This window comes from Streptacidiphilus carbonis (assembly GCF_000787775.1).
GTDB lineage: Bacteria > Actinomycetota > Actinomycetes > Streptomycetales > Streptomycetaceae > Streptacidiphilus > Streptacidiphilus carbonis.
This window is the reverse complement of the sequence record NZ_BBPM01000063.1, coordinates 1-22975: the sequence shown is the minus strand read 5'-3', so window position 1 is coordinate 22975 and position 22975 is coordinate 1. Positions and strand designations below refer to the sequence as shown.

The 22975-nt window shown below is 71.9% G+C and carries 22 protein-coding genes; 15 read left to right on the top strand and 7 right to left on the bottom strand.

Going from position 1 to position 22975, the window contains the following annotated elements:
* Positions 1–69: 69 nt before the first annotated feature.
* From TR46_RS32005 to TR46_RS31990, 4 genes are all read right to left on the bottom strand, one after another.
* The gene (locus TR46_RS32005) at positions 70–777 is read right to left on the bottom strand and encodes a hypothetical protein (RefSeq protein ID WP_042408770.1); all 708 of its coding nucleotides are present in this window, start codon (positions 775–777) and stop codon (positions 70–72) included.
* A gap of 50 nt (positions 778–827) precedes the next feature.
* Complete coding sequence (locus tag TR46_RS32000; protein ID WP_236655615.1) at positions 828–2789, bottom strand: zinc metalloprotease; 1962 nt, start codon at positions 2787–2789, stop codon at positions 828–830.
* A 109-nt stretch (positions 2790–2898) separates the two neighbouring features.
* Positions 2899–3117, bottom strand: a complete 219-nt coding sequence (locus TR46_RS31995; protein ID WP_042408767.1) for a hypothetical protein — start codon at positions 3115–3117, stop codon at positions 2899–2901.
* Between the two features lie 153 nt (positions 3118–3270).
* Positions 3271–3486, bottom strand: a complete 216-nt coding sequence (locus TR46_RS31990; protein WP_042408764.1) for a hypothetical protein — start codon at positions 3484–3486, stop codon at positions 3271–3273.
* A gap of 278 nt (positions 3487–3764) precedes the next feature.
* On the opposite strand from TR46_RS31990, the gene TR46_RS31985 reads away from it, so the two are divergent.
* The 12 genes from TR46_RS31985 to TR46_RS31930 all read left to right on the top strand — a co-directional run bounded on the left by TR46_RS31985 (position 3765) and on the right by TR46_RS31930 (position 15883).
* On the top strand, positions 3765–4148 hold the full coding sequence (locus TR46_RS31985; protein WP_042408761.1) for a helix-turn-helix domain-containing protein: 384 nt from the start codon (positions 3765–3767) through the stop codon (positions 4146–4148).
* A 194-nt stretch (positions 4149–4342) separates the two neighbouring features.
* On the top strand, positions 4343–4603 hold the full coding sequence (locus TR46_RS31980) for a hypothetical protein (protein WP_042408758.1): 261 nt from the start codon (positions 4343–4345) through the stop codon (positions 4601–4603).
* A gap of 58 nt (positions 4604–4661) precedes the next feature.
* Positions 4662–5381 carry a response regulator transcription factor gene (locus tag TR46_RS31975; RefSeq protein WP_042408755.1) on the top strand — a complete coding sequence of 240 codons (720 nt, stop codon included), beginning with the start codon at positions 4662–4664 and terminating at the stop codon, positions 5379–5381.
* Positions 5378–6829: a sensor histidine kinase gene (locus tag TR46_RS31970; protein ID WP_236655614.1), complete on the top strand. Its 1452-nt coding sequence runs from the start codon at positions 5378–5380 to the stop codon at positions 6827–6829. The genes TR46_RS31975 and TR46_RS31970 overlap by 4 nt, the downstream gene beginning before the upstream one ends.
* A gap of 99 nt (positions 6830–6928) precedes the next feature.
* Complete coding sequence (locus TR46_RS31965; protein WP_042408752.1) at positions 6929–7420, top strand: DUF1269 domain-containing protein; 492 nt, start codon at positions 6929–6931, stop codon at positions 7418–7420.
* Positions 7421–7485: 65 nt separating this feature from the next.
* Positions 7486–8979, top strand: coding sequence for an FtsW/RodA/SpoVE family cell cycle protein (locus tag TR46_RS31960; RefSeq protein ID WP_063770719.1), 1494 nt, complete (start codon positions 7486–7488; stop codon positions 8977–8979).
* Complete coding sequence (locus TR46_RS31955; RefSeq protein ID WP_369406019.1) at positions 8976–10526, top strand: peptidoglycan D,D-transpeptidase FtsI family protein; 1551 nt, start codon at positions 8976–8978, stop codon at positions 10524–10526. The genes TR46_RS31960 and TR46_RS31955 overlap by 4 nt, the downstream gene beginning before the upstream one ends.
* Before the next feature lie 78 nt (positions 10527–10604).
* Positions 10605–11546 carry a ribokinase gene (gene rbsK / locus TR46_RS31950; RefSeq protein WP_369406018.1) on the top strand — a complete coding sequence of 314 codons (942 nt, stop codon included), beginning with the start codon at positions 10605–10607 and terminating at the stop codon, positions 11544–11546.
* Between the two features lie 159 nt (positions 11547–11705).
* The gene (locus tag TR46_RS31945; protein ID WP_052433273.1) at positions 11706–13016 is read left to right on the top strand and encodes a sensor histidine kinase; all 1311 of its coding nucleotides are present in this window, start codon (positions 11706–11708) and stop codon (positions 13014–13016) included.
* Between the two features lie 14 nt (positions 13017–13030).
* The gene (locus TR46_RS31940; protein WP_042408751.1) at positions 13031–13849 is read left to right on the top strand and encodes a response regulator; all 819 of its coding nucleotides are present in this window, start codon (positions 13031–13033) and stop codon (positions 13847–13849) included.
* A 94-nt stretch (positions 13850–13943) separates the two neighbouring features.
* Positions 13944–15299 (top strand): glycosyltransferase family 87 protein, encoded by a 1356-nt coding sequence (locus TR46_RS31935; protein ID WP_052433272.1) that lies wholly within the window; start codon positions 13944–13946, stop codon positions 15297–15299.
* 89 nt (positions 15300–15388) lie between these two features.
* Positions 15389–15883, top strand: coding sequence for a VOC family protein (locus tag TR46_RS31930; RefSeq protein ID WP_042408748.1), 495 nt, complete (start codon positions 15389–15391; stop codon positions 15881–15883).
* Between the two features lie 17 nt (positions 15884–15900).
* Here TR46_RS31930 and TR46_RS31925 read toward each other — a convergent pair whose 3' ends face one another.
* Positions 15901–17616, bottom strand: coding sequence for a penicillin-binding transpeptidase domain-containing protein (locus TR46_RS31925; RefSeq protein ID WP_042408745.1), 1716 nt, complete (start codon positions 17614–17616; stop codon positions 15901–15903).
* A 249-nt stretch (positions 17617–17865) separates the two neighbouring features.
* Here TR46_RS31925 and TR46_RS31920 point away from each other — a divergent pair, with 249 nt between their 5' ends.
* Entirely contained in the window at positions 17866–18699 is an 834-nt protein-coding gene (locus TR46_RS31920) for a class I SAM-dependent methyltransferase (protein ID WP_042408743.1), read from the top strand.
* A gap of 9 nt (positions 18700–18708) precedes the next feature.
* Here the strand turns inward: TR46_RS31920 and TR46_RS31915 are convergent, their stop codons facing one another.
* A complete protein-coding gene (locus TR46_RS31915; protein ID WP_236655613.1) occupies positions 18709–20616 on the bottom strand; it encodes a dolichyl-phosphate-mannose--protein mannosyltransferase in 1908 nt (635 codons plus the stop codon).
* Between the two features lie 65 nt (positions 20617–20681).
* Here TR46_RS31915 and rsmI point away from each other — a divergent pair, with 65 nt between their 5' ends.
* A complete protein-coding gene (rsmI, locus tag TR46_RS31910) occupies positions 20682–21527 on the top strand; it encodes a 16S rRNA (cytidine(1402)-2'-O)-methyltransferase (protein WP_042408741.1) in 846 nt (281 codons plus the stop codon).
* A 192-nt stretch (positions 21528–21719) separates the two neighbouring features.
* Complete coding sequence (locus TR46_RS40245) at positions 21720–22178, top strand: hypothetical protein (RefSeq protein WP_063770718.1); 459 nt, start codon at positions 21720–21722, stop codon at positions 22176–22178.
* Positions 22179–22219: 41 nt separating this feature from the next.
* Here TR46_RS40245 and TR46_RS31900 read toward each other — a convergent pair.
* The coding region (locus TR46_RS31900; RefSeq protein ID WP_042408737.1) for a PASTA domain-containing protein at positions 22220–22975 on the bottom strand (756 nt) is incomplete at its 5' end.

The following is a 22975-nucleotide window of genomic DNA, read 5'->3' as shown; positions in this document are numbered from 1 at the left end:
TTTTTTTAAACAGCCAAATGGGGGGGCGCCGGGCGAACCCCGCCTCGCCCGCCCCGATCGGGGCAGCTGTCAGTGCGTCAGCATGCGGTGCATGGTGACGGTGGGGGCCTGTGCGGCCAGGGCGTCCACCCCGGGGCCCTTGGGGGCGGTGGCGGCACCGGCCTTCAGGATCGCGGTGACCTGGGCGGCCAGCGAGTCGGCCTGGGCCTGGACCGAGGCGATCGAGTCCTTGGAGCGGCCCAGGGCGTCCAGCTTCCGGTGGATCTCCGCCAGTTGGCGCTGCGCCGTGGAGCTGAGCGTGAACGGGTTGGGCGTCGAGACGATGAACTGGTAGGCCCCGGCGAAGGTCTGGCAGTCCGCGCAGTGGTAGTTGGTCGCCCGGCTGTGGTTCTGGGCGTTGAGGTGGATGTTCTCCCCGGCCATGGTGATGATCTGGAAGGACAGCGCCACCGACCGGCACGGCTCGGCCGCGCTGCAGGACGAGGAGTTGGCGGCGGCCTGGTTGTACGCGGCCGCCGCGAACACCGCGCCGTACTGGTGCACGGTGAAGGAGTCGTCGAAGGCGGTGCGCTGGACCGGGTTGGCGTGGGCCAGGGCGGTGTTGTCGGCGATGGCCACACCGTGCGCGTTGTTGGAGAAGCTGCCGGGGGCGGCGGCCTGCGCGCTCGCCGCCGTGGCGACGGCGCCCAGGCCGATGGTGGCCAGCAGCCCGAGCCGGACGGCCTTGCGGCCGGCCCCGGTACGCGGGGCCACTCTGCGGTGGTCGTTGAGGTTCATTCGTTCTCTCCTGACGGATGTCCTGCGTGGTGGTGGCCGGATGGCAGCGGCTAATGCGTGGCCGGGGGAGCTGCTGTGGTGCTGGCCGGTGCGGACGTGGTCGGCGGCGCCGAAGCGGTCGTCGACGCACTGGAGGTGGTCGGTACGGCGGTGGTGGGCGCCGCCGAGGTGGCCGGCGGCGTGGTTGCCGGGTGGGTGGTCGGTGCGGCCGTGGTGGCCGGCGGTCCGGCCGGCGCCGTGTGCTGCGTCGTGGCCGGGGTGGTGAGACCGGCGGCCGGCGTCGAGGCGGCCGAGGTCGCGGTGCCTGAGGCGGTCGCGGAGGCCGAAGGGGTGGCCCCGGGGATGATCCCGGCACCGCTGCTCATCCCGCCGCCAGGGCTTGCCGGGACGCTGGGGCCGCCGGTGCTCGGCAGTCCGGAGCCCGGACCGGTCGGCGCGGAGGTGGGGACCCCCGGCTGCAGTACCGGGACCAGCGGCGGCTGCGGCGGCAGCGGCTTGGGGGTCGCGCCGCCGGCCCAGGCCACCCCGAGGCCGGCGACCGCGCTGACGGCGGCGGCGCAGAAGGCGAGCCGGAGCCTGGGGCTGCCGCTGGTGGCCCGCAGCGCGGTCCGCACCAGCCGTCCGCCCAGCTTGACCGAGAGGTAGGCCATCCCGAGCAGCGGGCAGACCAGCATGAAGCTGCCGAGCACGCCGACCAGCCCCACGGCGAAGTGCCCGTCGGCGAACGCCGATGCGGTGCCGCTGAGTTGGGCCACCAGCGAGCGGGCGCCGGTGGTCAGGATCCGCGGCAGGTTCCACATCGCGTAGCCGAGGTCGCCCAGCAGCAGCGGCACCATGGTGAGCACCCAGGTGGTGACGATGACCCGGGCCGAGCGCTTGAGCCCGGCCACCTCGGGGCGGATCGGCTTCCCCGGCAGCATGCTCAGCAGGATCGGCTTGATCTTGCCGAACAGGTCGGGCACCCCGGCCAGGTCGCCCAGGATGTAGTAGCCGTCCAGCCGGACGGCCGGCATCAGCTGCTCCAGCACCTCGAAGTGGCCCAGGTAGACGGCGCTGAGGAAGAACTGCTGGCCGGTCAGGAAGTAGCAGCCGCCCATCCCGAGCATGAAGACGATGTTGAAGTAGACGCCGCCCAGGTCGGTCCTGATCCGCCCGCCGCGGCCGAGCCGGTAGACGTCGGTGACGTCGGTGTACATCGACGGCCAGATCAGGAAGAACCCGCAGCCGATGCAGCCCGGATGGGCGCCGCCGTAGCGGCAGGCGGAGGCGTGCCCGAACTCGTGGAACACCACCGACGCCACGGTCAGCCCGAACACCGCCAGCAGCAGCACCGGCTGGTTGAGCACCTCCAGCACCGGGGTGATCGCGCCGTAGAAGCCGAACAGCCAGACGTCCATAGCGACCATCGCGGCCAGTACCAGCACCACCATCAGCGGACGGTGCAGCCAGGCCAGCGAGCGGCCGATGGCGTTGGCGCGCTTGGGGCCGAACATGACCTTGTGGCCCTTGAGGGCCAGCAGCAGGTCGGACCGGGGCGCGCCGGAGACCTCGTCGTCCTCCTGCCCGAACGGGACGGTGACGCCGAGCGGCTGCAGCTTCTGCTCGACCAGGTAGGCGATGTTCTCCTCACTGACCTCGCGTCCGTACAGACCGCTGACCCGGTGCGCGATGCGCTCGGTGTCGCGGATGCCGTCGACGGCGCCGGCGACCAGGTGGAGCAGCCGCGAGAGCTGCACCACCTGGCCGTCCCCTCGGCGGGCGATGTACCTGGGCTCGGTGAACCCGGAGCCCTGGTACTTGCCGTGCAGGCGGAGCCCCGCGCTCAGCCGCGGCACGGGGAACGCGGGTACGGGGTCCGGTGCCGCGTCCTGGCGCGGTTGCGGCGGCCCCGCCTGCGGGTCTGCGGTCCAACCCGCCGAGGTCCAACTCTCGGTGACGTCGGACACCGGGCAGGAGGTGGCGAATCCCCCCGGGCCGGGGACCAGCGCCCCCGGCTCCACACTGACGGTCATTGCTGTGCCTGTCCTCCCCCGGCGCGGGCCGCGCCCTCCCCTGGCGCGGCCCGCGCCCCCTGATGCTGCGTAGTGCGTTACTGCGGTCGTGCGGTGGAGCAGGTGCCCGCTACTGGGTGATGCTGATGCCCTGGGTGGCCTCGGACTGGGCCACGGAGCCGATCGAGCCCCAGTTGCCGGCGACCGAGGAGTTGCTCGCGCTGACGTTGGCCACGTGCTTGGTCACGTTGACCTTCTTGGTGAAGCTGAACTTCACCGTGGACAGCGCCTCGCGGCCGGGGAGCAGCTCGGCGGACTCGGCGTCGAGCTCGTGCATGTCCATGCTCATGGTGGTGCCTTTCGTGGTGTACTGGCGAAGGATGCTGACGGTGTGTGAGTTGTTGCGACGGGCCGGTGGTGTCCACCGCCCCACGCTCGCCCGCTGCGGGTTCGCGAGGGGGTTCGGGGGGTCGCTCCCCGGGGATTCGGAGTCGCGGTACCGCTACTGGCTGATGCAGATGCCCTGGTCGGCGCCGGACTGGGCGACCGAGCCCAGCGACAGGAAGTTACCGGCCGAGGAGGTGTTGCTGGCACCGACGTTGGCGATGTGCTTGGTCACGTTGGTCACGGAGACCTTGGTGAACTTGAAGGTGCTCAGCGCCTCGCGGCCGGGGAGCAGCTCGGCCGACTCGTTGTCCAGCTCGTGCATCTCAAGCATGGTCAATTCCCCCTAAGGAATGGACAGTTGCGGTCGGACGGGGAGGGATCCCCCCCACTCCCGTCCAACTCGGTCGGACGTCTTGTCCAACGAGATTGGACAGTAGTAGGCCTGGGGGAAGCGGCGCAAGCGATTCCGCTGCGACTTTCTGCAACGGACTGGTAACAGAGAGAAATCCCCAGGTGGGAGCGGGTGAACCGGTGACGCGACCGGTGATCGCCGTAGAATCGGACCGTCACAGGCCGCCGAAGGGGCAGCCGACAGGAGGCGCGAGCCAGGTGTCCAACGCCCTGCAGCAGTTGATGAGGAGCCGCCTTGACCAGCAGGGCTGGTCCTACGGCGAGGCGGCCCGCAGGGGCGGCATCCCGCGTTCCACCGTGCACCATCTCGCCACCACCGAACGGTTGGTGAGGATGCCGCAGCCGGCCACTCTGGAGGGGCTGGCCCGGGCGCTGGACCTGCCGCTTGACACGATCCGCCGGGCCGCGGCGGAGGCCTGCGGGATCCACCTCTACGCGGGCGAGCCCGCCGACGCCGCGGTCGCCACCGACCCGGAGGTGGACGTGCTGATCGCCAGTCTGCAGAAGCTCTCGGTCGACGACCGGCGCCATGTCGCCGCGCTGGTCGAGTCGCTGCTGGACCGCGGCGCCCGGCCGGAGTGACCGGGCAGAGCGACCGTACCGAGGCGGACAACTAACACGCCTGCTTTGCCAGTTGCGGTTCCCTGAATGCCCGGACATGACCGGATCGGGGGAATATCGGCAGTGACCCCTGCTCTCGTCCGCATATGCGGCTAGCGTCATCCCCGAGAGGGGCGGGTGAGTCGCACGCCGCCCCCCGGGACCAGGGGGAATCCATGCTGGTCGTTCAAGGGGGCCCCACCACCGCCGTCGTCCGGGGGAGCAGCGGCGAGTCCGTCGTCCTGCTCTCCGGCGAGCTGCCCGCGGTGCTCACCGAAGGCAGCCTCGCCGAGGTGCTCGACCTCGCCGCCGCCGTCCTCGACGGCGAGGAGATGCTGCTGTTCCGCCGCTGCCTCGCCGCGCTGCGCCGCGGCGAGCTCACCGGGACACGGCGGATCGAGATCGACGGCGCCGTGCTCACCGTCTACGGGGGATGAGAGACTCGGGGGAATCCCTCTTACCTTCATCTCACACGCGGCGGCGAGAATCGTGCCTGTGACATCGACAGTACTTCTGGCCGAGGACGACCGGGCCATCCGCGATTCCGTCGTGCGACTGCTGACCCTGGAGGGATACCAGGTGACCGCCGTCGCCGACGGCATCCAGGCCCTGGCGGCGATCCACCGGGAACGTCCGGACGTCATCGTGCTGGACGTGATGATGCCGGGGATCGACGGCCTCGCCGTGTGCGGGGTGCTCCGGGCGGAGAACGACCGCACGCCGATCCTGATGCTCACCGCGCGGGTCGAGACTTCCGACCGGGTCGCCGGACTGGACGCGGGCGCCGACGACTACATGGTCAAGCCCTTCGAGGCGGACGAACTGCTGGCCCGGTTGCGCGCACTGCTGCGGCGGGCCACGCCGGTCCCGGTCCCGGCCGACCCCCCGTCCAGCCAGAACGTCTTCGCGACCGAGGACATCATCGAGGTCGCCGATCTGCGGATCGACCCGACCGCGCGCCGGGTCTGGCGGCAGCGCACCGAGATCGCGCTGTCCCGCACCGAGTACGACCTGCTGGAGCTGCTGGCCAGGAACGCCGGGATCGTGCTGGACCACAGCACCGTGTACGACCGGATCTGGGGCTACGACTTCGGCCCGGGCTCCAAGAACCTCGCCGTCTACATCGGCTATCTGCGCCGCAAGCTCGAACTGCCGGACGCCCCGGCGCTGATCCACACCGTCCGGGGCGTCGGTTACACCCTGCGCGAGCCGTGACGGAGCCGGGCGAGGGCCGCTCCGCAGTCGGCGGGGCGGCCCGGCCGGCGCGCCACCCGCTGCCGGCCGGTCTGCGGGCGCGCTTCGCCATCGCCTTCGCCGGGGTGGCCGCCATGGTCGCGGTCCTGGTCGGCGTGCTCGGCTACGACTCCGCGGCGACGCTGATCCGGCACGACCGCGCCAATGACTTCAGCCAGTCGCTGGACACCCTGGTCGGCGCCGTCCAGACCTCGGACCGGTCGACGGCCGACTTCCTGCCCACCACCGCCGGCCGCGACGGCCTGGAGGACCAGCTGACCCGGTCCGGCGACATCGGCATCCAAGTCGTCGACGGCGGCGGCACGGTGGTCAAGAAGGGCGTCCCCGACCCGCTCCGGGTGGAGCCGGCCGACGCCAAGCTGGCCGCGAACGGCGCGGCCGGCAAGACCCGCAGGGTCGAGCAGAACATCGACGGCGACCGCTATCTCGTGGTCACCGTCTCCCTGGGGGACGGCCGGGGCGCGGTGCAGCTCTCGCAACTGCTCAGCTCCACCGACGACCTGCTGGACCTGCTGCTGGAGCGGGTCGCCCTGGTCGCCACCGCGGTGGTGATCGCGGCCGGGGCGGCCGGCTGGTGGCTCGCCGGACGGATCACCCGCCGCCTGGTCCAGCTCACCGGCGCGGCCGAGCAGGTCGCCTCCACCGGGCAGCTCGACGTGGACGTGCCGCGCCGCGGCAGCGACGAGATCGGCCGGCTCGGCCGGGCCTTCGACGACATGCTGGGCCGGCTGGCCCGCTCCAAGGACGACCAGCGCCGACTGGTCCAGGACGCCGGGCACGAGCTGCGCACCCCGCTGACCTCGCTGCGCACCAACATCGCCGCGCTGCCGCACCTGGACCGGCTGCCGCAGGACTCGCGCGAGGCGCTGCTGGACGACCTGGCGACGGAGACCCGCGAGCTCAGCGTGCTGGTGAACGAGCTGGTCGAGCTGGCGGCGGACCGCAGGGAGGTCGAGGAGCCGACCGAGATCGAGCTGGACCTGCTCGCCGAGCGGGTGGCAGACCTGGCCCGCCGCCGCACCGGCCGCGAGATCGTGGTCGACTCGGTGCCGACCCCGGGCACCGGCCGGCCCAACGCGCTGCAGCGGGCGATGACCAACCTGGTCGAGAACGCCGCCAAGTTCGCCGCCGACGGCTCCGAGATCAGGCTGCGGGTCCGTCCTGGGCAGGTCGCGGTGCTGGACCGGGGCCCCGGCATCGACGAGGCCGACCTCAGCCGGATCTTCGACCGCTTCTACCGGGCCACCAAGGCCCGCAGCCTGCCCGGCTCCGGGCTCGGCCTGTCGATCGTCCGCGAGGTCGCCGAGAGCCACGGCGGCTCGGTCTACGCCCGCAACCGCTCGAAGGCGGAAGGCGGCGGGGCGGAGATCGGCTTCACCCTGGCGATGCGTCAGGACGCAGCAAAGTAGCGACACGCCGACCAGCAAATCGGACAAATGGGTCAATTGCGGTTAGGTTCCCTGGTAGTTGCAGCCAGGTCCCCCTTCAGCACAGGACAGGGAAACACCGTGAGCACTCTGATCGCTGTCGCCTACCCCGACCTCGCCACCGCGGAGAAGGTCCGGTCCCTCCTCGCCGACCTGCAGAAGCAGAAGCTGATCCAGCTCGACGACGCGGTCGTGGTCGAGCGCAAGGAGGACGGCAAGGTCAAGCTGCACCAGGCCGTCAACACCACCGGCATGGCGGCGGCCGGGGGCGCGCTCTGGGGCGGGCTGATCGGGCTGATCTTCTTCATGCCGCTGCTCGGTGCGGCGATCGGCGGCGCCACCGGCGCGGCGGTGGGCTCCGCCCAGGACTTCGGCGTGGACGACGACTTCATGCGCAAGGTCGGCCAGGGCCTGGTCCCCGGGGCCGCGGCGCTGTTCGTGCTGGTCCAGAACGCGGTGCAGGAGAAGGTCGTCCCGCAGATCGCCCCCTTCGGCGGCCAGCTGATCCAGACCTCCCTCACCGAGGACCAGGAGACCCAGCTCCGCGAGGCCGTCCGCGCGGCCCAGGCCTGACTTCGCGTCTTCAGGGGCGCGGGGAACTGCGCAAACCGCGACCACGCACCACCATGAGGACGCCGATGGCCGCCGCAACCATCCCCGCGCCCGCGCCCGTGCCCGCGCCCGGCAGGGTGCGATCCCGCCGCGCGACGGAGCTCATGCTCACCCTGTTCGCGGTGGTGATCGCCGTCTACGGCTACGCGGACGTGGGCTCCGCCATCGACGGCAAGGTGCCCGCCGACACCGTCGGCTACGGCGTCGGCCTCGGCGTCCTTGCCCTGCTCGCGCACGCCGCCGTGCGGCTCCGGGCGAAGTACGCCGATCCGCTGCTGCTGCCCTGCGCGGTGCTGCTGAACGGCCTCGGGCTGGTGGTGATCTACCGCCTGGACCGCGCCACCGCGACCTCCTCGGCGCCGTCGCAGCTGATGTGGAGCACCATCGGCGTGGCGCTCTTCATCGCCGTGGTGCTGTTCCTTCGGGACTACCGGGTGCTGCAGCGCTACGCCTATGTGCTGGCCTTCGGCTCCATTCTGCTCATGATCGTCCCGATCTTCCTCCCGGCGGTCTACGGCGCCAAGATCTGGATCAAGATCGGGCCGCTCTCCTTCCAGCCGGGCGAGATCGCCAAGATCGCCCTGGCGATCTTCTTCGCGGCCTACCTCGCCGTCGGCCGCGACGTCCTCGCGCTGACGGGCCGGAAGATCTGGAAGCTGGAGCTGCCGCGCGGCCGCGACCTCGGCCCGATCGTGGTGATCTGGCTGCTCAGCACGGCTGTCCTGTTCCTGGAGCAGGACCTGGGCACCTGCCTCATCTTCTTCGGCCTGTTCGTGGTGATGCTGTACGTCGCCACCGGACGCATCGGCTGGATCGCCGTCGGCCTGGTCATGGTCGGCGTCGCGGTGGTGCCGGTGGCGCTGTGGGAGCCGCATGTGCACAGCCGCTTCGTCGACTGGCTGTACCCGATGGCCAGCATCGAAGCAGGTCAGGGCGCCAACCAGCTGGCCCAGTCGCTGTTCGCCTTCGCAGCCGGGGGCATGCTGGGGACCGGGCTCGGCCAGGGCCACTCCTATCTGATCGGCTTCGCGGTGAAGTCGGACTGGATCCTTTCGACCTTCGGCGAGGAACTGGGCCTGGTCGGCCTGGCCGCGCTGCTGCTGGTCTACGCGGTGGTGGTGGTCCGCGGCTACCGGACCGGCCGGGTGCTGCGCGACCCCTTCGGCCGGCTGCTGTCGATCGGCCTCGCCACGCTGCTGGCCCTGCAGGTGTTCGTGGTCGCCGGGGGAGTGACCGACCTCATCCCGCTCACCGGGATGACCATGCCGTTCCTGGCCCAGGGCGGGTCCTCGCTGCTGACCAACTGGATCCTGGTGGCCCTGCTGCTCAAGATGAGCGACGCCGCCCGCCGCCCCGGCCTGCCCGCGGAGCCGGGCGTCCTGGCACCCCCGTCGGCGCCCCGCCCGACCGCGCCGGCCCCCCAGGGCGATGACGGCGGCGCCGGCGGCGATGACGACAGCGACGAAGGCGACGAGGACGACGGTGACGAGCACGGGACCCGGGCGGTGCCCGAGCCATGAGCCCCTTCGGTCGTAAGAACCGCAGGTCAGGGCAGCAGCAGGCGGCCGCGGCCCAGCCCGGGGCGGTACGCCTCTCGCTGAGTCGCACGGCCCGCAGGGCCGGGATGTTCTGCCTGCTGCTGATCCTGGCGCTGCTGGTGAACCTCACCCGGGTCCAGGTGGTCCAGGCGAAGAAGTACAACGACCACGCCGCCAACCAGCGCGCCACCATCGCCCGCTACTCCCAGCCCCGCGGCGACATCATCGTGGCCGGCAAACCGGTCACCGGCTCGAAGACCACCGGCAACAGCCTGTACCGGTACCGGCGCAGCTACACCGACGGCCCGCTGTACGCCGCGGTCACCGGCTTCTCCTCGCAGACCTACGGGAACACCCTGCTGGAGGGGGTCGAGGACGACTACCTCTCCGGTTCGGCGTCGTCGCTCTCCACCCGCCCGCTGCTGGACGCGATCAGCCGCTCCCAGGTCCCCGGCGGCGACGTCTACACCACCATCGACGCCAAGGCCCAGCAGGCCGCCCTGAACGGCCTCGGCAGCAAACGCGGCGCGGTCGCCGCCGTCGAACCCTCGACCGGCAGGATCCTCGCGCTGGCCAGCACACCCTCGTACGACCCCGACGGGATCACCGGCACCGGCAGCGCGGTGACCCAGCAGTGGTCCACGCTCGCCGCCGACCCGGCCCAGCCGATGCTGAACCGGGCGCTGCGGCAGACCTACCCGCCGGGCTCCACGTTCAAGGTCGTCACCATGTCGGCCGGCCTGGCGAACAACGTCGTCAGCGGCGTCGACGTCGCCACCGACTCGCCCAACCCCTACACCGCCAAGGACACCAGCACGGCGATCACCAATGAGAGCGCCGGCGACGCCTGCCTCAACGCGACCCTGGAGTACGCCCTGCAGGTGTCCTGCAACACGGTCTTCGCCAAGCTCGGCGTGGACGTGGGCGAGGCGAACATGGTCAGGATGGCGCAGGCCTACGGCTTCAACCAGAGCAGCCAGACCGTCCCGGTGGGGGTGGTGCGCAGCAACTTCGACACCGGCCTGACCGGCCAGGCGTATCTGGCGCTCTCCTCGATCGGCCAGTACGACACTGCGGCCACCCCGCTGCAGATGGCCGAGGTGGCGGCGGTCGTCGCCGACAACGGCACGCTGATGAAGCCGATGCTGGTGTCCAGGATCACCAGGGACGACGGCACGACCGTGCAGACGTTCGGCCCGCAGACCTTCTCCCAGCCGATCAGCTCCACCGTGGCGGCCGAGATCCAGCAGGCCATGGTCAAGGTGGTCACCGACGGCACCGGCGGCAACGCGGCCATCCCCGGCGCGGTGGTCGGCGGCAAGACCGGTACCGCCCAGCACGGCATCGGCAACACCGGGACGCCCTACGCCTGGTTCATCTCCTACGCCAAGCCCAGCGCCTCGGCGCCTTCCCCGGTCGCGGTGGCCGTGGTGATCGAGGACGGCAACGCGAACCGCGCCGACGTCAGCGGCGGCGGACTGGCCGCCCCGATCGCCAAGGCCGTGATGCAGGCCGTCCTCAACGGCTGACTTCCCCGACTCCGTCCCGGGGCCGGTCCGACGATGCGCGCCGGGTCCGGCTTCCGGACAGGCTCTAGAGTGATGCGCATGCCGATGATCGCAGTGGTGGGGAGCATCAACCTCGACCTGGTCGTGCCGGTGCCGCACCATCCCGTCCCCGGGGAGACCGTGCTGGGCGGGGAGCTCGCGGAGCATCCCGGCGGCAAGGGCGCGAACCAGGCCGTCGCCGCGGCGCGGCTGGGGGCGCAGGTCGCCATGGTGGGCCGGGTCGGCGACGACGTGGCCGGCACCGTGCTGCGGGCCGCCCTGGAACGGGAGGGCGTGGACGTCACCTGGGTGCAGTCCGAGCCGGAGTTCCGGACCGGGCGGGCGCTGATCGCGGTGGACCGGGCCACGGGTGAGAATTCGATTATCGTCAGCCCTGGAGCGAACACCACCCTCGCGCCGGAGCACTGCGCGGCCTCGGGGACGGTGCTGCGCGACGCCGACGTCACCCTGTTGCAGCAGGAGATCCCGGCCGCGACCGTCGAGGCCGCGGCCCGGCTGGCGGGCGGCACCGTGCTGCTGAACCCGGCCCCGGCCCGGTCCACGCTGACCATGTCCACCACGGCCGGCCGCGACGGGCTGCGGGACCTGCTGGACATGGTCGACATCCTGGTCCCCAACCGCGCCGAGCTGGCCGCGCTGGTCGGCCACGACCTGCACGACCTGCACGCCGTCGCGGATGCCGCCCGCACCCTGCGCGGCCCGTCCGCCGTCGTGGTCACCCTGGGCGCGGACGGCGCGCTGCTGTGCGAGGAGGGCGCGGTCCTGCTGGTCCCCGCGCTGGCGGTCACCCCGGTGGACACCACCGCGGCCGGCGACGCCTACTGCGGCGCGCTGGCCTGCGCCGTCGCCGAGGGCCTGCCGCTGCACGAGGCGGTACGCAACGCCAACGCCGCAGCCGCCCTCGCCACCACCCGCCCCGGCGCGCAGCCCTCGCTCCCCACCCGCACCGAGGTCGAGAAGCTGCTCGGACACGACTTCTAGCCCTGCCGGCCCGAATCGCCCCCCGGCTCTGTCCAGGGGCGCGGGACTCTCGCCTGCCGAAGGACGACGGGCGCGGCCGACCACCCGCCAACCCGCACGTCACAACCCGGCCTGTTGCACCCCCTGACAACCGACCACGCCGCATATCCTCGGACCACGATGCTTGCCGTCCTGTCCCGCGTGCTCAACCCGGTAGTCCACCTAGCAGCGCTGGTCCGCCAAGCCGCCTGGGCCGCACCCGACCAGCGCGTCCTCCTGCTGCCCAGCCTCGCCGACCACAACCGCGTCCGCTACGCCCTAGCGGCGACCCTCGGCGGAGCCGTCCTCGTCCTCACCGTCACCGCCGACACCCAGCTCAACCAGCTGGTCCCGGGCAGCCTCGCCTGGGCCCTCGCCGGGCTGCAGGTGCTCCCCCTGCTGCTCGCCGCCACCCGTCCCCTCGCGGCCTGGCGGATCTCCGCGATCGGACTCACCCTCACCACCTTCGCCGAGGTCGGGCACGCGCCGACCCCCTTCTGGCCCTGGCCGGTCAGCGGCTGCATCGCCTACACCCTGCTGCTCTTCGCCACCGCGCAGGTCTACGGCCGGGACGTCGCCGTCGGCGTGGACCTCCTGACCGCGCTGGCGGTCCTCGCCCCGGCCGTCCCGCTGGTCGCGCTGCCCCCGGTGGTCTTCGCGGTGGCGGCCGTCGTGGTCAGCCTGGTGCTGGTGCTCGGCGAGTCCATCCACTCCCGCCAGGAGGCCGAACGGCACCTGGTCGCCGCCGAGGAGCAGCGCCGCGCCGGCCTGGCCCGGCAGGCCGTGCTCGAAGAACGCTCCCGAATCGCCCGTGAGCTGCACGATGTGGTGGCCCATCACATGTCGATGATCGCCATCCAGGCCGAGGCGGCCCCCTACAAGGAACCCGGCCTGCCCGAGCAGACCCTGCGCACCTTCACCGCCATCCGCGCCGCCTCCACCACCGCGCTCACCGAGATGCGCCGGGTCATCGGGCTGCTCCGGGAGGAGGACGAGAACGCCGAGCGTGCTCCGCAGCCTGGCATCGACCGCATCCCGGAGATGGTCAGAGCGGCCCGCCAGGCCGGGATGCAGGTGGACCTCACCCTGGCCGGCGGCCCCGACCGCCCGCCCGCGGTGGTCGACGTCTCGGTCTACCGGATCGTCCAGGAGGCGCTGAGCAACGCGGGCCGGCACGCGCCCGGCGCCCGGGTCGAGGTCGAGGTGGTCCGCACCCGCGACGTCGTGCAGGTGCACATCGCCGACGACGGCCGGAGCACCGGCGGCCCGGCTCCGGGCGGCAACGGCGGCCACGGCCTGACCGGCATGCGGGAGCGCGCGGCGATGCTCGGCGGCACGCTGCGCGCGGCCCCGCGCGAGCACGGTGGCTTCGAGGTGACGGCCGAGCTACCCCTGGACGGGGTGCCGGCCCAGCGCGGAGGAGAATCATCCGGGGACGAAGCGGACGGCTGACGGGGGAGCAGGGCATGACGGAAGCACCGGAAGCAGCAGAGTCGGCAGGGACGGCGGTCAAGGTCATCAGGGTGCTCCTGGTCGACGACCAGGAGATGGTCAGGGACGGGCTCGGTGCGCTGCTCTCCTCGGCACCCGACATCGAACTGGTGGGCGAGGCCGGCGACGGCCTGCGGGCCGTCCAGCTCGCCGCCGAACTCAGCCCGGACGTCGTCGTCATGGACATCCGGATGCCGGGCATGGACGGACTCGCCGCCACCGCCCGCATCGTCGGCCCGCCCGTGCCGCCCGTGCCGCCCGTGCCGCCTGTGCTGCCCGTGCAGTCCGTGCCGCCGGGCGTGCCCGGCCCGGCCGATCCGGAGGTCCCGGCCGGGCCGCGGTCTCACGCCCCCGGCCCCCGGGTCCTCATCCTCACCACCTTCGACCTGGACGAATACGTCTACGAGGCGCTCGCCCAGGGGGCCAGCGGCTTCCTGCTCAAGGACGCCCCGGCCCGCGACCTGATCAACGCCGTCCGGGTGATCGCCGCAGGCGAGGCCCTGCTCGCGCCGTCGGTCACCCGCCGCCTCATCGACGACGTCGCCCGCCGCCGCCGCTCCGGCAGCCTCCGCCCCGAGGCGATCTCCGCGCTGACCGCCCGCGAGCTGGACGTGCTGCGCCAGGTCGCCCGGGGCCTGTCCAACGGTGAGATCGCCGAGGAGCTGTTCCTCAGCGAACAGACCATCAAGACCCATGTCGGCCGGATCCTGGCCAAGCTGGAGCTGCGCGACCGCACCCAGGCCGTCGTCTTCGCCTACGAGAACGGCCTGGTGGGTATCGTCGGCGAGGGCTGACCACCTACCACAGGGCGACACGCCTTCCACTCTCCAGGTTGACGACATCCGACCCGGGTTCCTCGTAGCGTCTGGACATGTGACGACGACTCACATGCCGCGTGTCCCACGCGGGTACGGGGAGCTGCACGACGACCGATTCACCCGACCGGACCAAACGCCACGGTGGTCCGGATCCCGCCTGCCCTGGATACTGGGCTGGCTCGTCTGCGCCGGCTGGGCCGCCGTCTTCCCCTTCGCCTCCACTCTGGGGACGCAGCGGGCCTGGGGGGCCATGGCAGCGGCGGGCTACCTGCTGGCCGCCGGCGTCTGCGCCTGGCTCCCGCGGCACCGTGCCGCCACCGTCTCGACCGCCGTGGCGATGCTGGGGGCCTTGGTGCTCCCGCTGATGCTGCTGGTGCTCCAGCACCAGGGGCAGTCGGAGGTGCTCGTCGTCCAGAACTCCGCCGTCCGGCTGCTGCACACCGGCAGCCCGTACCTGCCGAACGCGAACCAGGCCATCCAGTACGACCCGTACTTCCCGGCGATGTCGCTGTTCGGGCTGCCCAGGGCCGTCCTGGGGAGCCACGGCTGGCTGACCACCCTGCTGGGCGACGCCCGGATCTGGTTCCTCGGCGTCTTCCTCGGCTGCCTCGCCGCCTGCGGCCGGCTGCTGCGCCCGGCGGATCGGCGGGGCGACGGCGCCGGTTCGCGTCCCGCGGGGGGCTTCGCCGCCCTGGCCGCCGTCACCGCCTCCCCCCTGGTCGCCCTGGTCGCGGTGACCGGCGGCGTCGACCTCCCGCTCATCGGCTGCTGCTGTCTCGGCCTCGCCCTGGCCGGCACCGGACGCGCGACCGGCGCGGGCCTGGTCCTCGCCCTGGCCTGCGCGGTGAAGTGGACCGCCTGGCCGGCGCTCCCGGTGGCCGCGCTGCTGCTGCACCAGCTGTACGGCCGCCGGGCGGCGCTGCGCTGCGCTGCGGTCTGCACCGCCCTCGCGGCCGCCCTGATCGTCCCGTCCGCGCTGGCCACCCCGCACGCGGTGCTGGAACAGGTGGTCCGCTTCCCGCTGGGAATGTCGCCGGTCAGGACCCCGGCCGGCAGCCCGCTCCCCGGCCACCTGCTGGCCGGGCTCGGCCCGGTGGGCCGGGCGGTCTCGTTCACCCTGCTCGCCCTCGGCTGCCTGACCGTCGCCGCCTGGCTGTGCCGCCGCCCCCCGCGCAGCACCGTCCAGGCCGCGGACCGGCTAGCGCTCGGCGTCGCCGTCGCGTTCCTGCTCGCCCCCGCAGGCCGCTTCGGCTATCTGCAGCTCCCACTGCTCCTCGTCCTCTGGTCCCGCCTCGCCGCAGGCGCCCCGCTTCCGTGGTGGCGGGCACGGTGGTGGCGGGCACGGTTCCGGCCCGCGCCCGCAGCGGCGGCTCCGGTGCCGCGAACCCAGTCGCCTGCTCCCGAGCTCACGCGACTGTTCCCTTAGGGCATGTCGTTCAGGCCCGGAATACTTTCCTGGGAAGATGTCGTTGTCCTGAGCAACGCCAGACAGCCACTGACCAGGAGGAGCCTCCGATGCCCGTCCGCCGCCTCAACCACGCAGTGCTCTACATCCGCGACGTCCGTCGCTCCGTCGACTTCTACACCGAGGTCTTCGGCTTCGAGGTCGCCGTGGAGATCCCCGAGCGGGCCGCCTTCCTGCGGGCGCCCGGCACGCTCAACGACCACGACCTCGGCCTGTTCGCCCTCGGCGACCACGCGGCCGGACCGGTGCAGGGCCAGGTCGGGCTGTACCACCTGGCGTGGGAGGTCGGCACGCTCGGCGAGCTGGCCGAGATCGGCGCCAAGCTGCGGCAGTTGGGGTCGCTCGTCGGCGCGACCGACCACGGGGTGAGCAAGTCGTTCTACGCCAAGGACCCCGACGGCGTCGAGTTCGAGGTCATGTGGCGCGTCCCGCGCGAGGAGTGGCCGACGGACGGCGGCGGCCTCGACCGCCTCGACCTCGACGCCGCCGTGGCCCGCTGGGGCGCGGACCTCGCCACCGGCGCCGCGGCCGGCTCCGCGACCTGACCTCCGGTCGGGGCGGGTCACTGGTCGGCGGTGAGCACCGCCTGCACGACGTATCCGGCGGAGTCGACGCCGGTGGTGCCGCCCTGGACCAGGGAGGCGACGGCGATCTGGCTGTTGTAGGCGGTGAACCAGCCGTTGGTGGTGGTGCCGGTCTCGGCGGTGCCGGTCTTGGCTCCGGTGGTGGACGAGAAGTTCTGCATCCGGGGGTAGGCGGTGCCGTCGCCGTCGTGTGCGGCGGCGCGCATCAGCGTCTTGAGGTCGCTGTCGGTGCTGCTGGACATCGGCTGCGATGCCGAGGTCTGGTGCTGCCCGGGCAGGATGACCGGCTGCTCGAACCGTCCCTCGGCCACGGTGGCCGCGAGCGAGGCGATCACCAGCGGGCTCATGGCGACCTGGCCCTGGCCCATGAACTGCGCGCCCTGGTCGGGGCTGTTCGCAGGCGGGACCGGGACGCTGGGGTCGGTGGTCTGGACGCCTCCGCCGATGCTCCAACTGCCCAGGCCGAACACCTGGGTGGCCTCGTTGTGGAGGGCTGAGGCGTCGTGGTTGGTCACCAACTGGTTGAAGCCCGCCTTGATGAAGGAGACGTTGCAGGAGATAGCGAACGCCTTCGTCAGACTGGCGTTCGGATCGGTGTCCGAGGGGCTGTCGTTGTGGAAGGTCTGGCTGTACACGGTCGCGGTCGCGTCGCAGGGCGCTTTGCTGGTCGGGGTCATCGACGTGTGGTCGAACAGCGCCGCCGCCGTGACGATCTTCATGGTGGATCCGGGGGCCAGTGCCGCGTTGATCGCGGTGTTGCCTTCGGAGCCGGTGTTGGCGTAGGCGATGGCGCGGATCTGGCCGTTGCTGTGGTCGATGGCGTCGACGGCGGCGGGCAGGCCGTTGAGCTTGCTTCCGCGCACCGCCGCCTCGGCCGCGGCCTGCAGGTGGGCGTCGATGGTGGTGGTGACGGCGGCGCCCTGGGGCGCGGTGAACACCTTCGCGGTGGCGATCGGGTCGTTGCTGGAGTCCACGATCTCGATGCCGCTGCCGCTCTCGGCCGCGCTGCTGCCGGTGGTGCCGCCGTGCTGGGCGATGGTGTTGACGATCTCCGCCAGCGACGGGTACTTGTCGCCGGTCAGCACCGTCTTCCCGTCCCGGGCGAGCACCCGCACGCTGCTCGCGTCGGCGGTGACCGGTCCGGCAGCCAGCGACTGGTTCGCCTTCAGCTTCGGGAAGAGCACGCTGGGCGCCCAGTTGACCGAGGTGAGCCCGGCCTGGTTCTGCAGCACGTCCAGTGAGCTGGGGTAGGTCCAGGTGCCGCCCTTGACCTGGGCGGTGACCGTGAAGGTCACGTGCGTCTCCAGGGCGGGGTTGTTGCTGGCGTTCCCGCTGGCCGGAAGCGCCGTGGTCGGTGCGGTCACGGCGACGTCGCTGAACGAGATCGCCGACAGCTTCACCCCGGTCGCGTACGACTGCAGGGCGTTCTGCGCATTGCCCGGGTCGGTGGTCTGGCTCGCGGCGCCGGTGTAGTGGTCGGGGCCGGCCTTCCAGCTGTCCAGGAACGACTGGGCGCGCTTGACCGCGTCCGCCTCGCTGGGCGCGGTGTTGGCCATCGCGGTGGACGCCGCCTTCGCGGAGCTCGACGAGCCCACGTTGGCCACGGCGTGGACCACGTTGTAGGCCCCGTACCCGCCCGCGCCGAGCAGCACGACCATGGTGCCTATGACCGCGGACTTGGCGCCCCTGTTCATGCGGATCCCCCGAATTAGGTCTCGCTGTGTGCATTCACCGCGTTCGCGACATTCGCGAACGCGCTCTCAACTGGTTCTCCCGGGATCGTATGTATGCGTCGGCTGCAACCGGCGTGATTCGAGGGAGTTGAAAGCGAGTAGAGAGGAAACTGTGACCAGACATCCGGTCGAAGCGGACATAGCGCGGCTCCGGACACGGCCGCGAAGTCGTTGGACACCCGCTCGGCCCCGCGCCTAGCGTGCTGCTCCATGACCACTGATGAGACCCCCGAGGCCGTGCAACTGGCAGCGAACCGTGCGATGTGGGACGAGCGGGTGCCGATCCACACCGCCAGCACGTTCTACGACATCCCGGGCTTCGTGGCAGGCGCCGACCCGCTGCGCTCCTTCGAGGTCGCCGAGGTCGGCGAGGTGACCGGGAAGTCGCTGCTGCACCTCCAGTGCCACTTCGGGCAGGACACCCTGGGCTGGGCCCGCCGCGGCGCCACCGTCACCGGCCTGGACTTCTCGGTTCCGGCCGTCGAGGCCGCCCGCGAGCTCGCCGGGACGGTCGACCTGCCGGACGCCCGCTTCTTCGCGGCCGACGTGTACGACGCGGTGAAGGTCCTCGACGGCGAGACCTTCGACATCGTCTACACCGGTCTCGGCGCCCTCTGCTGGCTCCCGGACATCACCCGCTGGGCCGAGACCGTCGCGGCGCTGCTGGCCCCCGGCGGCTTCCTCTACCTCAGCGAGTTCCACCCGATCACGGATGTGTTCGACGAGAACGGACTGACCGTCACCACCGACTACTTCCGCCGCGGGCCGATGAGCTGGGACGAGCCCGGCACCTACACCGACGCCACGGTGGAGACCGAGAACAACCTCTCCTACGAATGGCAGCACGGCCTCGGCGAGATCGTGAGTGCGCTCATCGGCACCGGACTCCGGCTGGAGTTCCTGCACGAACACGACTTCTCACTGTTCAAGCGCTTCACGTCGTTCGAGCGCAGCACCGACGGCATCACCGAGGTCTACCGCTTCCCGGCCGGACAGCCCCGGGTCCCGCTGATGTACTCGCTGCGCGCGCGCAAGTCTTCGTGACCGGGCTGCTCAGATCCAGGTGGTCCACCACATCCTGGCCTGCCACTCGGTGTACGTGATGATCTGCGCGTCGTAGAGCGGCAGGAAGTACAGGAAGGTGGCCATGATCCCGACCACCAGCACCCCTGCGCCCACGCCCCCGAGCAGGCGGCGGTCCCTGGTGGCCGTCGCCCTGCCGAGCATCGCGCCGATCATCATCGCCAGTGCCAGGCACAGGTAGGGCTCGAAGTCGATGGAGTAGAACAGGAAGATCGTCCGCTGCTGCCACTGGAACCAGGGCAGGTACCCGGCGGCGATGCCGCAGCAGATCGCCGCCGCCCGCCAGTCCCTGACGAAGATCCACCGGTACAGCGCGTACACCAGCGCGAAGCAGGCCGCCCACCACAGCAGCGGGGTGCCGATCGCCAGCACCTCGCTGGAGCACTGCGCGCCGCCGCACTTCGAGGGGCTGATGCTGCCGCTCTCGTAGTAGAACGACACCGGGCGGCCGTTGACCAGCCAGCTCCACGGGTTGGACATGTAGGTGTGCGGGCTGGTCAGCGTGGTGTTGAAGTGCCAGATCTCCGAGTGGTAGTGCCACAGGCTGCGCAGCGGCGCGGGCACCCAGCTCATGTCCACCTGCGGCAGGTGCTTCAGCGGGCCCCAGGAGTCGGGCGAGAGCCCGGCCCGGTGGTCCGCCCAGTGCCGGTCGTAGCCGCCGTAGGTGTTGCCGACGTGGGCGTTGCTGAACAGCCAGCCGCTCCAGGACGCCAGGTAGGTGAAGAAGGCGACGACGACCATCGACACGAAGGCCGGGAAGGTGTCCCGGCGCAGTGTGGTCAGGTACGGGTTGCGGGCGCCCGCGGTCTTGCGTGCGGCGGCGTCCCAGAGCACCGACATCACGGCGAAGAAGGCCAGGAAGTCCAGGCCGTTCCACTTGGTCGCGCAGGACAGGCCCAGGCAGATCCCGGCCAGCAGCCGGAGCGGACGCCAACCGAGCCGCGCCTTGGTGGCGCGTTCGTGGTCCGGCGCGGCGTCCGGGTTGTCGGCGGTGGCGCCGACCGCGTCGGCCAGTCCGGCCCGGACCCGGTCGCGGTCGATCAGCAGCAGCCCGAACGCGGCCAGGGCCCAGAACATCACGAACAGGTCCAGCAGGCCGGTGCGGTTCATCACGAAGTGCATGCCGTCGACGCACATCAGCAGGCCGGCGGTGCAGCCCAGCAGGGTGGAGCGGAACAGCCGCCGTCCGATCCGGCAGACCATCAGCACGGCGAGACTGCCGAACAGGGCGACCATGAAGCGCCAGCCGACCGGGTTCAGCCCGAAGATCATCTCTCCGATGCCCAGCACCCACTTGCCGGCCGGCGGGTGCGCGATGAACGCGGCGCCGGTCGGGGCCGGGATGTGCTGCGGACTGGCCAGGATCGAGGCGTTGGCCGAGTCCGGCCAGTTCACCTCGAAGCCGTAGTGCCAGATCGCCCAGGAGTCCTTGGCGTAGTACGTCTCGTCGAAGATGATCGCGTGCGGGCGGCCCAGGTTGACGAAGGCCAGCAACGCGCCGAACAGGGTCACCGCTAGCGGGCCGAGCCAGCCCGACCAGCGGCAGAGCCACAGCCACAGCCCCTGCGGCGGGTGCACGCCGATGCGCGCCAGCAGCGCCGAGGGCGCGCCCGAGGAGATTCCCCGGCCGTCCGGCATCGGCGGGACCAGGCGCTCGCGCAGCGGCCTGCGGTCCGGTTCGCGGTAGCCGAGCCGGGCCAGCCGCTGCTGCCAGGCGCTCCTCAGCCGGGGCGGACGGCTGCTCGTGCTGTGCAGGCCGTTGACCGGGCTCTCGTCCGCTTCCCCGTCGTGCCAGGACGAGTCCTCGTCCCGGTCGCTGGTCAGCAGATCCGCCCCGTCGCCGTCCGGCCCTGTCCCTGTCGCCCTGTCACCGCTCACCCGTGCATCGTAGGGGCGAACCCTGTCAGTGGAACGGCCACCTCGCCAACTGCGACTATGAAGGCGTGACAGGTCTACTCATTCTGGCTGGAACCCCCATCGGCGAGATCACCGACGCGCCGCCCCGGCTCGCCGAGGAGCTCGCCGCCGCCGACGTCGTCGCCGCCGAGGACACCCGGCGGATGTGGCGGCTGGCCAACGGGCTGGGGGTGACCCCCAAGGGCCGGGTGGTCTCCTACTTCGAGGGCAACGAGGTCGGTCGCACCCCCGAACTGGTGGAGGCGCTGCTCGGCGGCGCCCGGGTGCTGCTGGTCACCGACGCCGGGATGCCCTCGGTCTCCGACCCCGGCTACCGCCTGGTCGCGGCCGCCGTGGAGCAGGGCGTGCGGATCACCGCAGTGCCCGGCCCCTCGGCGGTGCTGACCGCGCTGGCGCTGTCGGGGCTGCCGGTGGACCGCTTCTGCTTCGAGGGCTTCCTGCCCCGCAAGGGCGGCGAGCGCGGCTCCCGGCTGCGCGACCTCGCCGCCGAGCCCCGGACCATGGTGTTCTTCGAGTCCCCGCACCGGATCGAGGACTCCCTGGTGCAGATGGCCGAGGCCTTCGGCGGCGACCGCCCGGCGGCGGTCTGCCGGGAGCTGACCAAGACCTACGAGGAGGTCAGGCGCGGGCCGCTGGCCGAGCTGGCGGCCTGGGCCGCGGACGGCGTCCGGGGCGAGATCACCGTGGTGGTGCAGGGCGCGCCGCCGGCCGACCCGGGCGCGCTGGACCCGGCCGAGCTGGCCCGCCGGGTCGCGGTCCGCGAGGAGGCGGGGGAGCGGCGCAAGGAGGCCATCGCGGCAGTGGCGGTGGAGACCGGGGTGCCCAAGCGCGAGGTGTTCGACGCGGTGGTGGCGGCCAAGAACGCCGGCTAGCGGCCTGGCGTTCCTTTGCTCGGGCAAAGGAACGCCAAGCAAAGGCAGTGATCAGGTAGAACCCGTGCCAAGAAGGCAAAACTATCGCCCGAGAATTCCCTCCGATCGAATCCAGGAGATCGGGACGGGTAATTGTTGGAGGGAGAAAGACCCCAAGCGGGCGAACGCCCGCCGGGCACCGGGAGTAGCACCATGAGCGAATTCGTCGCACACCCCGCACCCAGCACCGCCCTCCGCAAGACCCGCGCCACCGACGACATCGGTCCGGTCACCCACGAGGCCTACGCCTTCGCCTGCATGAACTGCGGATACGGCTGGGAGCAGGACTACGAGATCGGCCACCAGGTGGACCGGGAGGGTCTGGTGCACGCCCGCTACCGGGCCAACGGCGTTCCCGTCCCCTCGCCGTTGTCCAAGCCGTCCTGCCCCGGGTGCGGCGGCGAGCACGTGCGCATTATGCGAGCCGGACGAGTCGCCCAGACCATCGCGCACTGGCACGCCCCGGCGCACCCGGCCGCCGCCGAGCCCGCCGCGCCCGCCGAGCCGGTGGCGGAGGCCCGCCCGGAGCCGGCAGCCCGGCCGCGCCGCCGACTGCACCTGCCCTTCCACTTCCGGCTGCGCCGCGAGCACCACACCACGCCGGAGGCCTAGCCCCGCCGACCCACGCCGTCCGCGTCCCCGGCCCCGTCCGCTCAGCTCGCCCCCGGCGTCGCCGGGGGCGAGCCGGACACCGTCACCGGGTTCCCGCCCCCTTTGGCCGTGGTGGAGCCGGAGTTGCCGGTGGTGCTGCTGGCCGGGGGAGTGGTCGGCGCCGTCGGCGACGCCGGGGCCGACGAGGAGGCGGACGACGAGCTGCCGCACCGCTGCACCTTCAGGGTGATCTGCTCGCCCGGCGGATACGAGGTCGCCGAACCGGCCTGCGGCGACTGGCCGACGACATAGCCGTCGGTGGCACCCGAGACGCAGCCGTACACCACACCGACGTGGCTGAAGCCGCCGAGGTCGCTCTGCGCGGTCGACAGCGTCTTCCCCACCTCGTCGGTGTAGGCGACGCAGTCGTTCTCATAGGCGGTCAGCTGCACCTGCGTGTCGGTGGCCGCCTGCGTGTCGGCCTTCGGCGACTGCGCGTACACCCCGGACCCGCTGCTGGAGCAGTGGTAGCTCACCGAGATGGCCGAGGCGCTGAAACCCGCCTGCTCCAGCTTCTGCTCGGCGTAGTCCACCGGCTGTCCGAGCACCGAGGGCACATGCGCGTAGGACCCGTTGCCGCCGCCCGCCGAGCCGCTGCCGCCGCTGCTCGCCGAGGCGGGGGCGGACGCGCTCGGATACGGCGAACTGCTGCTGCTGGCACCACTGCCGCCGCCGGAGGCGGTGTTGTCGTTGGACGTGCCGTTGTTGCCGCCGGTCTCGGCGATCACCACCCCGACGGCCGTGGCGACCAGCACGGC